The following is a 13,452-nucleotide window of genomic DNA, read 5'->3' on the forward strand; positions in this document are numbered from 1 at the left end:
CTTAAGTCAATCGATATTTTACATTCGGTTTACGCACCGTTAATCTGCTGTAAAACGTCGGCCTTCATAATTAACGTTAAATTAGAAGGCAAAGGAGATTAAACGGATGCGAAAAAAGATTCTAGTCGTGGACGACGAGCCTTCGATTTCCATGCTGATCGAATTTAATTTGAAGCTCGCAGGTTACGATGTAAGATGCGTGAGCGACGGAGAAGCCGTATTTGACATGCTGAAGCCGTTCCGCCCCGATTTGATTGTCCTTGACCTTATGCTGCCCAAGATGGACGGCATTCAGGTGTGCCGGGAGCTTCGCAAACAGAACAACGCTGTACCGATCATTATGCTGACGGCGCTCCAAGACGTGACGGATAAAATCGCCGGTCTTGACAACGGCGCAGACGATTATATGACAAAGCCCTTTAGTCCTCAGGAGCTTATCTCGCGTATTCAAGCGATCTTTCGCCGTCTTCAGACGCTCCCTGGCGCGGCTGAGGACCTCATCTATTCGATCGGCAGCCTGCAGGTTCACGCCGAGCAGCGCGAAGTCTATTTGGACGGCAAGATGATTGAGCTGACGCCTAAGGAATTTGAACTGCTACTCTTCCTTTGCAAGCATAAGGGCAAGGTGCTTAGCCGCCAGCAGCTGCTTCACGGCGTCTGGGATTATCATTTCCTTGGCGACACGCGGATCGTCGACGTTCATATCAGCCATCTTCGCGACAAAATCGAAAAAAACGCCCGCACGCCCGAGTACATTATGACCGTGAGGAACGTCGGCTACAAAATGCACGGGCCCGCATTAGCAGGCGAATCGTCGCTTGCGTAAAGAGAGGCTTAGACGAAAGACCGCCCTGCCTTCTTGCGAGAAGGTTAGGGCGGTTATTTCTTTATGCCGGTATTAGCCGTTGCGCTTCTGGAAATCGACCATAAACTGCGCAAGCGCCTGACAGCTTTCGAGCGGAACCGCGTTATAGGTCGAAGCCCGCAGGCCGCCTACATCGCGATGACCCTTTAATCCGACAAAGCCTTCCTTCTCGGATTCTTTAATGAATTGCTTCTCCAGCTCCTCGCTGCCTAGACGGAACGTAATGTTCATCACAGAGCGGCTTTGCGGCTGCGCGCAGCCTGTGTAGAATCCGCCGCTTCCGTCAATCGCATCATAAATCAGCTTAGTTTTGTCGCGGTTGAACTGCTCGATTTGAGCGACCCCGCCCTTCGCTTTAATCCATTTCAGCACAAGGTTCATCATATAAATCGAGAACGATGGCGGCGTATTGTACAGGGAGTTCGACTTCGCGTGCGTTTCGTACCGGAACATGGCAGGGATTGTTTTCGGATTGTCCTTCGCCAAATCGTCGCGAATAATAACAACCGTCACTCCGGATGGTCCCAAGTTTTTCTGCGCGCCCGCGTAAATAACGCCAAATTTGCTAATATCGATCGGACGGCTCAAAATATCGCTGGACATATCCGCCACAAGCGGCACATCGCCTGTTGCAGGGAACGACTGGAACTGTGTGCCTCCGATCGTCTCATTCGACGTCATATGGACATACGAAGCGTTCGCCGGCACCTGAATTTCGGATAACTCCGGCACTCGCATATAATTGTCGGACGCAGTGGACGCCGCGATGACGGTCTCGCCGATCAGCTTCGCTTCCTTAATCGCCTTATCCGCCCATGCGCCTGTCTGAACATACGCGGCCGGCTTGCCGGATTGAAGCAAATTCATCGGCAGCATCGCGAATTGCGTGCTTGCCCCGCCTTGCAGGAACAGAACGTGATAGTTGTCCGGAATGCCGAACAATTCGCGCATCAGCGACTGTGCTTCGTTATGAACGCCTTCATAGATCGCTCCGCGATGCGACATTTCCATAATGGACATGCCGGCACCTTGAAAATCAACAAATTGCTCTTGCGCCTGCTGCAGTACTTCTAATGGAATAGCAGCCGGTCCCGCGTTAAAGTTATAAGCTCTAGTCATCCTGTCGTCCCCACTCCCTTGTCTTTGTACATGATATGGTTATGATAGCAAGTTTACACCGTCTCTTCAAGTAGATAACCGCGAATATCAGCCGAAAGTCGAACAAAAACAATTAAAACTTCGTTAATTATTCGGATTTAAGCCTCATGTAAGGAAACTTACATGGCGCATTGACAATCCCGCTCTTGCTATTTCATGAAATAAAAAGAAACGAGCCGTATAAGGCTCGTTTCTTCTGCCGTTCGGCTCTGGATTAGCAACCGAAGTAAAGGCTGTATTCGTGCGGATGAATGCGGATTGCTACCGATTTCGCTTCTTGGCGTTTGAACGCTACATAGTTATCAATGAAGTCCTGAGAGAATACGCCGCTTTCCGTCAAGAATGCGGAATCCGCTTCAAGAGCGTCAAGCGCTTCTTCCAGCGTGCCTGGTACGCTGCGGATTTCTTTCTTCTCTTCTTCCGGCAAGTCGTAGATGTTTTTGTCGAATGGTCCGTAGCCCAGTGCAACCGGGTCAAGACCCTTCTTGATGCCGTCCAGACCAGCAAGCAGCATAGCTGCGAATGCGAGGTAAGGGTTAGCTGTGGAGTCCGGCGTACGGAACTCGATACGGCAGCCTTTCGGTGTAACGGCAGCGATCGGAATACGAACCGCTGCGGAACGGTTGCCCTTCGAGAATACCAGGTTAACCGGTGCTTCGTAACCAGGAACCAGACGCTTGAAGGAGTTCGTGGACGGGTTCGTGATCGCGATCAGAGCCGGAGCGTGGTACAGGACACCGGCAATATAGCTCATTGCCAGCTTGCTCAGGTTTCCGTACTCTTTGTTATCATAGAACAAAGGTGTATCGCCGTTGAAGATGGAAGTATGCACGTGCATGCCGCTTCCGTTGTCGCCGAACAATGGTTTTGGCATGAATGTTGCCACTTTACCCCATTGGCGAGCTACGTTATGAACGATGTATTTATATTTCAGAAGGTTATCCGCTGTTTTTGTCAATGTGTCGAAACGGAAGTTGATTTCCGCTTGACCCGCTGTAGCAACCTCATGGTGGTGACGTTCTACGCGAAGTCCGGATTCTTGCATCAGGCGAACCATTTCGCTGCGGATATCTTGCTGGGAATCGACCGGAGCTACTGGCACGTAACCGCCTTTTACAGGAACTTTGAAACCAAGGTTTCCGCCTTCTTCTTTGCGGTTCGTGTTCCAAGCCGCTTCTTCGGAATCAACCGAGAAGAAGGAAGTATGCATCGAGCTTTCATAGCGAACATCGTCGAAAATGAAAAATTCGGATTCAGGAGCGAAGAATGCTGTCGTGCCGATACCTGTCGTTTGCAGGTATTCTTCAGCTTTCTGAGCGATGCTGCGCGGATCGCGGTCATAACGCTCGCCGTCTGGAGTGTGGATGTTACACATGATGTTCAAAGTAGGATGGCTGGTGAATGGATCAACATATGCCGTTTCTGTATCTGGCATCATAACCATATCGGACTCTTCGATACCGCGGAATCCAGGGATCGAGGAACCGTCGAAAGCAACGCCGTTCACGAAAGTATCAGCGTCCACCTCTGTTGTAGGCAACGTAATGTGATGCGCGCCGCCGTTAAGACCCACAAAACGGAAATCTACAAACTGAATGTTGTTTTCTTTAATTAGCTCCAAAACTTTTTGAACTGACATCTAAACTTCCTCCATTTCCGAACATTAACTTGTGTTTGTGCACTGAACGTTCAACATTAGCTCCAAACCTTGTTGTCATTATAAAACTACGATTCCGCTCCGTCAATAGCTATGTCAGGTATTTTTTATCACTATGTCAGGTATACTTACATTTTTGAACAACTGTTCACAATGATAGCGTTTTCCCGTTGCAAAGTGAAATCCCGGTCTCCAATATCGGAGACCGGGATTCATCATTTTCGCTATACGACTTTCCATTCTTTAAACGCTTCAGCCGGCGCTTTCTCCGTGTTAAATTGCTTGCCAACAATTGGAGCGAGCAGGGCCAAATCTTTAAGCAGCGCCGCGAACTGATCGGGGAATAAGGACTGGACACCGTCGCCCGTCATGGAGTTATCCGGATCCGTGTGCATCTCGATGATAAGTCCGTTCGCCCCTGCGGCCACCGACGCCTTCGCCATCGGCTCAACCAGCTCGCGGCGGCCCGTTCCATGGCTTGGGTCTGATATAACCGGCAGATGGCTGAGAGATTGCAGCACCGGAATCGCGCTTAAATCGAGCGTGTTTCTCGTGTAAGTTTCGAACGTTCGGATTCCCCGCTCGCATAACATAACGTTCGGGTTGCCGCCTGCGAGAATGTACTCAGCGGCATTCAAAAATTCGTCATAGGTTGCGCTGAAGCCTCTTTTCAGCAGGACAGGCGTTTGAATCGTACCGAGCTTACGGAGCAAGTCGAAGTTCTGCATGTTGCGCGTGCCGACCTGCAAAATATCCGCGTATTCCGCGCATACATCCACGTACTCCGGCGTCATGACTTCCGTAATCGTCAAGAGACCATGCTTCTTGCCCGCCTCGGCCATCATCGCGAGGCCTTCTATGCCGATACCTTGGAAGCTGTAAGGTCCCGTTCTCGGTTTAAAAGCCCCGCCGCGCAGCACTTGACCGCCTGCGGCCTTCACCAGCCTCGCGATCTCGTCGATCTGCTCCGGCGTCTCGACAGCGCACGGTCCGCCCATAACGACCAGATTGTTTCCGCCGATCTTAACGCCCTTAATTTCGATAACGGTATCGTCCGGATGAAAATCCCGGCTTGCCAGCTTGTAAGACTTCGATATCTTAATCACGTTCTCCACGTCTTTCATGGACCGGAGATGCTCGGCGAGCGTCGGCTCCGCTTTCCCGATAATGCCGATTACCGTACGGTCCGTTCCCCTCGACACATGTGCTTGCACGCCGTTATTTTCGATGTACGCGACAATTTCCCTAATTCGTTCGTCGGTCACATTATTTTTTGTAATGACAATCATGTCCATCTCTCCCCTTTAAATGCTTTTCCACTTTTAAGCTTTTAGGCTTTTAAGCTTTTATGCTTTTATCTGTTAAAGTTACTATAACGGATTTATCCCCCATCGTCAACACTTCCATACAAAAAAGACAGACTGGAATGCAGGCACACGCCTCCCGTCTGTCTTGCCGATGATTATGAATTAAACCGATGTTTCCTTGCTTTCACTTGATTTAACCCGGACGTTCGGAAGCAGTTTGTTCATGTTCACCGTCCGCTTCAGTTCCCAGGTCGAAGGATCGCGATAATCATACTGCTCCAAGTAAGCAATGACTTCCTTCGTTATCGGCGTAGGCGTAGAAGCGCCCGAAGTGACGGCAACTCGCTCGATGCCCTCCAGCCACTCCCGCTTAATCTCGGACACATCCGAGACGCGGTACGCCTTCACGCCAGCGATTTCTTCCGATACTTGCGCCAGCCGGTTCGAGTTATTGCTTCTAGGGTCGCCCACTACAATACAAAGCTGGGCCGCGCCAGCCTGCTCCGCTACCGCTTCCTGACGCACCTGTGTCGCTAAGCAAATCTCGTTATGCACTTCCGCATGCGGATATTTCTGCTGGAGCTTATTTATAATATGGCGGATATCCCATTGGGACATGGTTGTTTGATTCGTAATAATAATCTTGCCTTCCGGTACCTGAAGCCCCTCGATCTCTTCTTCTTTCTCGATGAGATGCACGCGGTCCGGTGCAACGCCTATTGCGCCTTCCGGCTCCGGATGGCCCTTCTTGCCGATATAGATGATATGATAGCCCTCCGCCGTCTTCTCGCGGATCAGATCATGCGTCTTCGTAACGTCCGGACATGTTGCGTCCACAACGGACAAGCCCTTCTGTCTCGCCCGCTCGCGAACCTCCGGAGATACGCCGTGCGCCGTGAAGATGACCGTGCCCTTTTCGATCTGCTCCAATATTTCCAGGCGATTCGCGCCGTCCAGCGTAATGACGCCTTCTTTCTCGAACGCTTCCGTGACATGCGCATTATGAACGATCATGCCGAGAATATAGATTGGACGGGGCAGATCCAAATTTTTAGCCGTTTGCAAGGCGAGCACCATCGCGTCGACAACGCCATAGCAGTAGCCTCTCGGCGATATTTTCACAATTTCCATTGTTGCACCTGCTTTCTTGCAGACTCCTATCCACTAGGCCAATCATTCTTCTATATGGTCTGCTTCTACCATTATAGTCGAATCGTCCCGCCGGGAAAAGTCTATCGGCAGCCAAACCGTAAACGTAGTCCCCTCGTTTTCTCTCGTGACGACTTCAACGGAGCCCCCGTGCTCATCTAAGATCCATTTGGCAATCGACAAGCCGAGTCCTGTTCCTACCGTAACGCCCCGCGATTCGTCAGCCCGGTAAAACCGGTCGAAAATATGAGGAATCTCATCCGGATTCATGCCGATTCCCGTATCTTCAATAATCCAGCCAATATGGCCATCCTTCCGGACCGCCCGAAGCTCGACATAGCCGTTCGGCGTATATTTGAACGCGTTCTCGATGAAGATGAAGAGCAGCTGCTGCAAGTAATCGTGATTGCCGTAGACGTGAACATCCCGAAGCTTCGATAGATCGCCTATTCTCCAATCCGCCGACCTAGGAAGGAGGCCGGCTCTGCGCGCCACTTCTTCCGTAAGCGGAAGGAGCGGCAAGGACTGCTTCTCCATGACATAGCCCGCATCGGCGCGCGCAAGCGCAAGGAGATCGCCTACCAGCGTGCTCATGCGCTTCGCCTCGGCGGCGATATCGGACATGGCTTCGCTCGACATCTCCCAATGGTCGGCCGTCAGCCTCAGCCCTTCTCCCGCGGCCGAAGCGCCTGACTCTTTGGCCCGCGACCACATTTTCTCCAGCAAATCGATATTGCCTCGGATCGTCGTAAGCGGCGTACGGAGCTCATGGGACGCGTCGGAGACGAATCTGCGCTGCGCTTTATAGGCTTCGTCAAGCTCGTTGTAGGCTTTCTCCAGCCTCGCTAACATCGTATTCAGCGTATCGACAAGCTGCCCGATTTCATCCTTCGGTCCGTTCGCAGGAATGCGAACGCTCAAATCCGAGCCCTTCTCGATTTGGCGTGTGGCGCTAATGACTTGCCCGATCGGACGGAGCGCCTGGCGCGCGATCAGCAGTCCGACCGTAAATGCGATGAGGACGACGGCGAGAGAGGCGAAAATTAAAGTCGTGCGAAGACCGTCCATAAACTTCTCTTCATTATAAGGAATAGCTCCCACTTGAAGAAGGCCGACTAATTGGTTATTGATAACAATCGGCCGTTGATACACGATCATGCTATAATCTTTGCCTTCGATATTCAGCTTATATTTGACAAATGCCCGATCCGGATTGGTTGTATGTTCAGGAAACGGGATAAGGGCGTTTATCGTTTTTAAATTTCTGGATTGCCGGATTACATTACCTTCTTCATAGTTAACAAGCTGAATATATACGTCCTTGTCAAGGATTCCGCGATCCTCAACGTTAAGATCAAGCGTGTTAAAAAACATCATCGCGTTAATTCGCATGCTCTCGCTGTCTTTTCGAACTTGCTCTTTCAGGTCATTATACGTATTCCAATTGATAAACATATAAACTGCGACTCCGAACACCAGCAGCGTCACCGCAAGCAGCCCCGAATACCATAATGTAAGGCGAAGCCGTATGGACATCATGTTTAACCTGCCTCTCCCCTAAGCACATATCCAGTGCCGCGCACGGTTTGAATGATGCGCTTGCCGCCGCCGTCCTCCAGCTTCTGGCGCAGCATCGCGATATAAACCTCCAGCACATTCGACTCCCCGCTGAAGTCGAAGCCCCATATTTTCTCCATAATGGCGTCTCTAGTCAGCACCCGCTTCGGGTTTTGCATAAAGAGCAGCAGCAGATCATATTCTTTGCTCGTCAGTTCGATCCTTCTGCCGGAACGGATCGCTTCGCGAGCATCCATATCGAGGACCAAATCCTCGAATGAAAGCTGGCTGCCTTGTTCCTCAAACTTATCCGATTTACGGCGAAGAAGCGCTCTTACCCGCGCAAGCAGCTCCTCCAAAGCAAACGGCTTCACCACATAATCGTCCGCGCCAAGATCAAGTCCCTTTACGCGGTCAATCACGTCATCTTTCGCCGTCAGCATCATAATCGGAACCGCGCTGCCACCCTGCCTGACGCGCCGGCATACTTCCCAGCCGTCAATCTGCGGCATCATGACATCGAGTATCAATAAATCCGGCTCGATCGTCAGCAGCTTCTTTAACCCTTCAGCACCGTTGGAGGCCGTCGTCACTTCGTACCCTTCGAAAGCCAAACTTCGGCGAAGCATCGAAATAATTTTGTCGTCATCGTCAACAACTACGATATGCGGTCTCATCCTCGTCCACCCTTCCGCGCTTAACAAAAAGCGCAGAACGCTTTCGCTCTGCGCTTTTTATAGCCGCCCGTTCTTTTATTCTTCCAAACCGAAGGCGTTCCGGTCGCCGATCGTGACGGTAATCGTCATCTCTTCTTGTTGGCGGATAATATTGAACTCGACTTCCTCGCCAACCTTATGGGATTGAATTTCTTTGATCAACGCGTCCGTCGTGCTCAGCTTTTTGCCTTCAACGCCTACAATGACGTCGTATTGCTTCAGTCCGGCCACATAAGCCGGGGAGTTGTAGTAGACGCTTCTGACTAGCGCGCCTTCCTTCTCCTCAATGCCAAGCTGCTTCGCGAACTCTTCATTCATGTCAGTCAGCTCCGCTCCGATGAACGGCGCCGGCTCCTTCGGAATTTCCGTGTTGTTCTTCAGGCTGTCGAGCACTTCCGTTATCGTGCTGGTCGGAATCGCAAAGCCGATGCCTTGCGCCTGGGAGCTGACGGCCGTGTTAATGCCGATCACTTCGCCTTTTATATTCAGAAGCGGACCGCCGGAGTTGCCCGGATTAATGGAAGCATCCGTCTGAAGCAAATGCTTGTAATTCCGCTCGCCGTTCGCGTCCTGAATATCGATCGGACGCTCCTTCGCGCTTAGAACGCCGGCAGTAATCGTGTGGTCAAAACCGTAAGGATTGCCGATCGCCACGACCCAGTCGCCGATATTGATGTCATCCGAGCTGCCGAGCGGAAGAGTAGGGAAAGCCTTCTCTCCTTCAATTTTTACAACCGCAAGGTCGAGATCGTAGCTGGAGCCAAGAAGCTTCGCCGTAAATGGCTTATCGTACCCCTGCACCGTAATACGAATTTCGTCCGCATCGCCGATTACATGCTGATTCGTTAGGATATAGCCTGTGGAATCGAAGAAAAATCCGGTGCCGATACCCGATTGCTGGAGCTCGCCGCCCTGCTCTTGCTGCTGATCCGTCGTGCCAGGATAGTTATCCCCGAAAAACTGGCGGAAAAACGGATCGTCGAACAGGCTGCTGCCGCTGCGGTTCGTTTGCGGTTTCACAAACGTTTCGATCTTGACAACCGCTGGACTCGCCGTTTCAAAAAGCTGAGCGATATTATCGGGACGCGCCGCCGCCATGGACGCTGTCGAGCCGCTAGTTGCCGCGGAATCTCCGGATGCTCCCTTTTCAGTCTGCGTTGTCGCTACGCTTTCTACCGTTGGCGTAAACCAGTTGCGCACGTCGGCCGTATACATCAGTCCCCCTACAACGACTACGCCGGCCAAGAAGGAGATGAATACGGATTTAAACGACGTTCCTTTTTTTTCTCTTACCTGGAACGCGGGCTTGCCTGGACCCGACGTCGAAAATGTGCGCAGCTGAGGCGGCTGTGGCTGTTCGTTCTCCGCTTGGCCGCTATACGCTTCTCCGATTTCCTCACTGCTTGTTTGCGGAGCAGAAGGCGCAGGCTGCAGCGAATCGTTGGTCATGGGGCCGTACGAATAATAATAGGATGGCTTCAATTCCTGTTCAGGCTGCTTCGGTTCCTCCGGCTTGAAGAAATCGTCATAACCCTTTTTATTGTTTTGATCATCCATTTTGTGTTCTCCTCCGTTTATGACTTCCTTGATCTATTTAAATGGTTGTTATTGATTAGTTCTATCATGCACATTCTACCTTAAAACAAACTTAAAAGGAATTTAATCTAACATAAAAAACTCTCCCCAATTGCAGGGAGAGCTGATTCATGCCGTTCCTTTTGCTGTATTAACGAGCGATTTCGCTCTCAATGACCCTGACTTTTTCCTTGGCTCGCTCCACCCATCGCGGTTCGATGTCCGCGTCCGGATTCACGGGCGATTGGAATTGATCGAACAACGCCCCGAACACCCGAACGGAAGCTGAAGGATCCTCGCCTTCATTATAAAGATGCTTCAGCACGTACGGCTGCCCAAACTTGATTTGAGCGTTATTTTCGGATAATTCGCTGTCTATATTGCCATCCGTTACTTGAAACGGGAGCCTGAGCCAAACCTTATTCTCTTCGTCTAGCGCGTGATCAAAGCTTCCGGCATGATAATCCCAGTTGCCTCCAAGCGCAAATTGATACTCTGCCAGCCGAGCCTGCATTTCCGTAAATTTCTTCTCCATGCCCTCGATCGAGGATGAGACAGGAATCATGACGGCATACCTCCACTTTCCTCATATGACAAGTAGTATGTCCGCCGAGTCATGCCGTTATGCCTTATGACTAAGCTAGGCGCGCTTGGCCCAGCCTTTGCGATGCGCGAGCACCGCCAGCTGCGTGCGGTCTTCCATCTCGCATTTCATAAGTAGGTTGCTGACATGTGTTTTAACGGTTTTGATGCTGATATGAAGCTCCTCCGCAATTTCTTTGTTGGACAACCCGTCCGCAATCAGCAGAAGAACCTCCTTCTCGCGCTCCGTCAAATCCTCATCGCCGGACTGAGCCGTGCGTTGTCTGAGACCTCTCGTAAGCGCTTGGGATACGTCCGCTGTCATGACCGGCATTCCCTTAAACGCGCCGTTGATGGCATAGATCAGTTCTTCCGCGGACACCGTTTTGAGCACGTAGCTGACAGCTCCCGCTTCAATCGCGGCGTACACCTTGTCATCCTCCAAAAAGCTGGTCAGCATCACGATTTTGATTGCCGGAAATTTGGCCATAACGGATCTGGTCGCTTCAATCCCGTCCATCTCCGGCATCATCATATCCATCAAAATAATATCGGGATGCTCCTCTTCCTTACGAGCCTCCAGCCACTGAAGCGCTTCCTTGCCGTTGCCGGCTTCCGCGATGATGTCAAGCCTCGGCTCCAGCATCAGATATGTTCGAAGCCCGATTCGAACCATATCATGATCATCGACAATCATTACTTTAATTTTATCGGAACTGTTCATCGGTTCTGCTCTCCCCGGTACATTTTCGGTATCGTTACCTTCACTCTCGTGCCGCTGCCGACCTTGCTGACGATGTCGGCTGTTCCCCCAAGCTTCTGCGCCCTCTCTTGCATGGTGGACAACCCGTAAGAGCCTGCTTTCACGGCATCCGCCTTAAAGCCATGCCCGTCATCGGCAAGGGTCATGACCACTTGGCGCTCCGTGTCGGCAAGCGTTAACGTCACATGATCGGCGCCGGAATGCTTCACGACGTTCGCCATAGCTTCCTGCACGATCAGGAATAACTGGTGCTCCTTCGCTTCGCTCAATCTTTCCGTCAGCCGCCACTCCATGGAGCCCTGCAAATTGTTCTGCCTGCAATAATCGGGAAACCACTTGTCCAGCGCCTCCTGCAGCGTCCGGCCTTCCAGCTCCATTGGGCGCAGCTGCGCAATGAAGTTACGCATTTGCTTCTGCGCGAGATTGGACATTTGAATAAGCTGATCCAATACGGAAAGCGCGCGCTCCTGATCGACCTGCTGAAGCTTAGGCAAAGATGAAGCGCACATATGGATCGCGAACAGCTGCTGGCTGACCGTGTCGTGCAGGTCACGCGCAAGCCGCTTCCTTTCCTCGAGGACCGCGGCTTCGTTGGACGCCGCTTCCGTAAGCACCTTCTCCTCACCCATGCGCTGAAGCACTTTCATTTTCTCTTCCATTTGCTCGGCAAGCTCGTTAAACTCCCGATAGATTTGGATGAACGAATTATTGCCTTCTTCGGAAATGCGAACCTCATAATTGCCGTTCACCATTTGCTTGAGCGAGAGATAAAGCGTATCCAGTCTTCGCCCGAACCGCTGCGCCGCCCAGTAGCCGAAGCCGCCGCTTAAGAGCAGGATGAGGAGGCCAATCCAAAGCTTGACCTCCCATACCCCCATATGCTCGGATAATGCGTTCCATACCACAATCGATAGCAAAACGGTGACAGCGGAAGCGATCACGAATATGCCGACCAATTCCCACTTTCCGCTTCGCAAGAAACGAACCATCATGTTGCCGTCACCCCACCTTAGTTACGCGCGTATCGCCGATAAAGGAGCTGACGATGAGCTTAATTTTCCGATCCGCATCCGAGTAGCTCGGCGATTTCGTGTTCACATTGGTGAACATGCCGCCTTCCCGTTGGCCCAGTACCTTGACGTCGCCGATGAATGAGGTGGACACGACCTGAACGCCAAGCTCATAATCGTTCGGCACATATACTTTCACATCGCCGATGAAAGACGATATCGTGATTTTGGTTTCGCCCAGCGGTATTTGCGCCTTCGTCAAATCAAGCACCGTATCGCCGATAAAATGCGAAATGTTGAGCGGGCGCAGCTCCCAATAATCATGTCCCATATGGATGTCGCCGATGAAGCCGGACTTATTGATAACGTTCGAATCATGGTTCCACCACTCCACATGCTCCTTGCGTCCGTCACAGCTGTTCCGCGGCTTGCGCTTTCTCTTGTATTTCTCATAATCGTCGTCATGGTCATGCTCATATCCGCTGCCGTATTGTTTGTACTCCTGCTTCTTCGCACTTGCAGACGATTGCGATTGCGCATGGCCGGATTGCTCCATCGCGTCTAGATCGACTCCCGTTGGATCGGGATGCAGCGGCGGCGCAGGCGGAATCGGCGCGTCGTCCTGATAAGGACGATAGGACTTCCAATCCTCAGACGGCGGCGAATGCGGTTTGGACCGGGGCTGCCATATCATGCGGAGTCCGATAAAAATGATGATGATCGGGATGAGAAACGGAATGACATCCCCGATCGACCAAGTCGTGATCTCTAAATTATTACCGAGGAATACAGCTCCGATCACAACGAGAATGAGTCCCCATAGCCCGGATCCGCCGTGAGTCCTTCCTGCCAGCATGGAGGTTAGCCCAAAATAAATGAGAATGCACGGCCAATAGGTCGAGAATATTTCTCCGATACTAAAGTCTATATAGCCGAGCTGTCTGAGCAGGAACGCCACGCCCAACGAAATGATAACAAGACCGGTAAAGAGCCGGCTTGCAAAGTGTCTGTTCATCCTGCACAACTCCTTATGCCTTTTACAATTTAATAATCTAAGTATACCGATGAATCGAAATCCGCATAAGGGACGACCGATTGAAATTGTCCTCGGTC

Annotated in this window: 12 protein-coding genes; 1 reads left to right on the forward strand and 11 read right to left on the reverse strand. The window is 51.5% G+C overall.

Going from position 1 to position 13,452, the window contains the following annotated elements; all coding sequences use genetic code 11:
* Window positions 1-106: 106 nt before the first annotated feature.
* Entirely contained in the window at window positions 107-826 is a 720-nt protein-coding gene (locus D3P08_RS09995) for a response regulator transcription factor (protein WP_119599560.1), read from the forward strand.
* A 72-nt stretch (window positions 827-898) separates the two neighbouring features.
* Here D3P08_RS09995 and serC read toward each other — a convergent pair whose 3' ends face one another.
* The 11 genes from serC to liaF form a co-directional block, all read right to left on the reverse strand.
* Complete coding sequence (gene serC / locus D3P08_RS10000; protein WP_119599561.1) at window positions 899-1,984, reverse strand: 3-phosphoserine/phosphohydroxythreonine transaminase; 1,086 nt, start codon at window positions 1,982-1,984, stop codon at window positions 899-901.
* Window positions 1,985-2,237: 253 nt separating this feature from the next.
* Window positions 2,238-3,662, reverse strand: a complete 1,425-nt coding sequence (glnA, locus tag D3P08_RS10005) for a type I glutamate--ammonia ligase (RefSeq protein WP_119599562.1) — start codon at window positions 3,660-3,662, stop codon at window positions 2,238-2,240.
* Window positions 3,663-3,904: 242 nt separating this feature from the next.
* Entirely contained in the window at window positions 3,905-4,969 is a 1,065-nt protein-coding gene (gene aroF, locus D3P08_RS10010) for a 3-deoxy-7-phosphoheptulonate synthase (RefSeq protein ID WP_119599563.1), read from the reverse strand.
* Between the two features lie 180 nt (window positions 4,970-5,149).
* Window positions 5,150-6,118: a 4-hydroxy-3-methylbut-2-enyl diphosphate reductase gene (locus D3P08_RS10015; protein WP_119599564.1), complete on the reverse strand. Its 969-nt coding sequence runs from the start codon at window positions 6,116-6,118 to the stop codon at window positions 5,150-5,152.
* A 42-nt stretch (window positions 6,119-6,160) separates the two neighbouring features.
* Window positions 6,161-7,675, reverse strand: a complete 1,515-nt coding sequence (locus D3P08_RS10020; RefSeq protein WP_338068715.1) for a sensor histidine kinase — start codon at window positions 7,673-7,675, stop codon at window positions 6,161-6,163.
* 2 nt (window positions 7,676-7,677) lie between these two features.
* Window positions 7,678-8,370: a response regulator transcription factor gene (locus tag D3P08_RS10025; RefSeq protein ID WP_119599565.1), complete on the reverse strand. Its 693-nt coding sequence runs from the start codon at window positions 8,368-8,370 to the stop codon at window positions 7,678-7,680.
* Between the two features lie 75 nt (window positions 8,371-8,445).
* Complete coding sequence (locus tag D3P08_RS10030) at window positions 8,446-9,966, reverse strand: S1C family serine protease (protein WP_119599566.1); 1,521 nt, start codon at window positions 9,964-9,966, stop codon at window positions 8,446-8,448.
* Window positions 9,967-10,135: 169 nt separating this feature from the next.
* Window positions 10,136-10,549 carry a YugN family protein gene (locus tag D3P08_RS10035; RefSeq protein ID WP_119599567.1) on the reverse strand — a complete coding sequence of 138 codons (414 nt, stop codon included), beginning with the start codon at window positions 10,547-10,549 and terminating at the stop codon, window positions 10,136-10,138.
* Between the two features lie 75 nt (window positions 10,550-10,624).
* Window positions 10,625-11,290, reverse strand: a complete 666-nt coding sequence (locus tag D3P08_RS10040; RefSeq protein WP_119599568.1) for a response regulator — start codon at window positions 11,288-11,290, stop codon at window positions 10,625-10,627.
* A complete protein-coding gene (locus D3P08_RS10045) occupies window positions 11,287-12,321 on the reverse strand; it encodes a sensor histidine kinase (protein WP_119599569.1) in 1,035 nt (344 codons plus the stop codon). Before D3P08_RS10045 ends, D3P08_RS10040 begins: the two co-directional genes overlap by 4 nt.
* Before the next feature lie 7 nt (window positions 12,322-12,328).
* Window positions 12,329-13,354 (reverse strand): cell wall-active antibiotics response protein LiaF, encoded by a 1,026-nt coding sequence (gene liaF / locus D3P08_RS10050; RefSeq protein ID WP_119599570.1) that lies wholly within the window; start codon window positions 13,352-13,354, stop codon window positions 12,329-12,331.
* Window positions 13,355-13,452 lie beyond the last annotated feature (98 nt).

This window comes from Paenibacillus nanensis (assembly GCF_003583765.1).
GTDB classification, from domain to species: domain Bacteria; phylum Bacillota; class Bacilli; order Paenibacillales; family Paenibacillaceae; genus Pristimantibacillus; species Pristimantibacillus nanensis.

Bases quoted from the DNA above. Each gene is read 5' to 3' on its own strand.
- D3P08_RS09995 (WP_119599560.1), top strand. From the start codon at position 107: ATGCGAAAAAAGATTCTAGTCGTGGACGACGAGCCTTCGATTTCCATG.
- serC (WP_119599561.1), bottom strand. From the start codon at position 1,984: ATGACTAGAGCTTATAACTTTAACGCGGGACCGGCTGCTATTCCATTA.
- glnA (WP_119599562.1), bottom strand. From the start codon at position 3,662: ATGTCAGTTCAAAAAGTTTTGGAGCTAATTAAAGAAAACAACATTCAG.
- aroF (WP_119599563.1), bottom strand. From the start codon at position 4,969: ATGATTGTCATTACAAAAAATAATGTGACCGACGAACGAATTAGGGAA.
- D3P08_RS10015 (WP_119599564.1), bottom strand. From the start codon at position 6,118: ATGGAAATTGTGAAAATATCGCCGAGAGGCTACTGCTATGGCGTTGTC.
- D3P08_RS10020 (WP_338068715.1), bottom strand. From the start codon at position 7,675: ATGATGTCCATACGGCTTCGCCTTACATTATGGTATTCGGGGCTGCTT.
- D3P08_RS10025 (WP_119599565.1), bottom strand. From the start codon at position 8,370: ATGAGACCGCATATCGTAGTTGTTGACGATGACGACAAAATTATTTCG.
- D3P08_RS10030 (WP_119599566.1), bottom strand. From the start codon at position 9,966: ATGGATGATCAAAACAATAAAAAGGGTTATGACGATTTCTTCAAGCCG.
- D3P08_RS10035 (WP_119599567.1), bottom strand. From the start codon at position 10,549: ATGATTCCTGTCTCATCCTCGATCGAGGGCATGGAGAAGAAATTTACG.
- D3P08_RS10040 (WP_119599568.1), bottom strand. From the start codon at position 11,290: ATGAACAGTTCCGATAAAATTAAAGTAATGATTGTCGATGATCATGAT.
- D3P08_RS10045 (WP_119599569.1), bottom strand. From the start codon at position 12,321: ATGATGGTTCGTTTCTTGCGAAGCGGAAAGTGGGAATTGGTCGGCATA.
- liaF (WP_119599570.1), bottom strand. From the start codon at position 13,354: ATGAACAGACACTTTGCAAGCCGGCTCTTTACCGGTCTTGTTATCATT.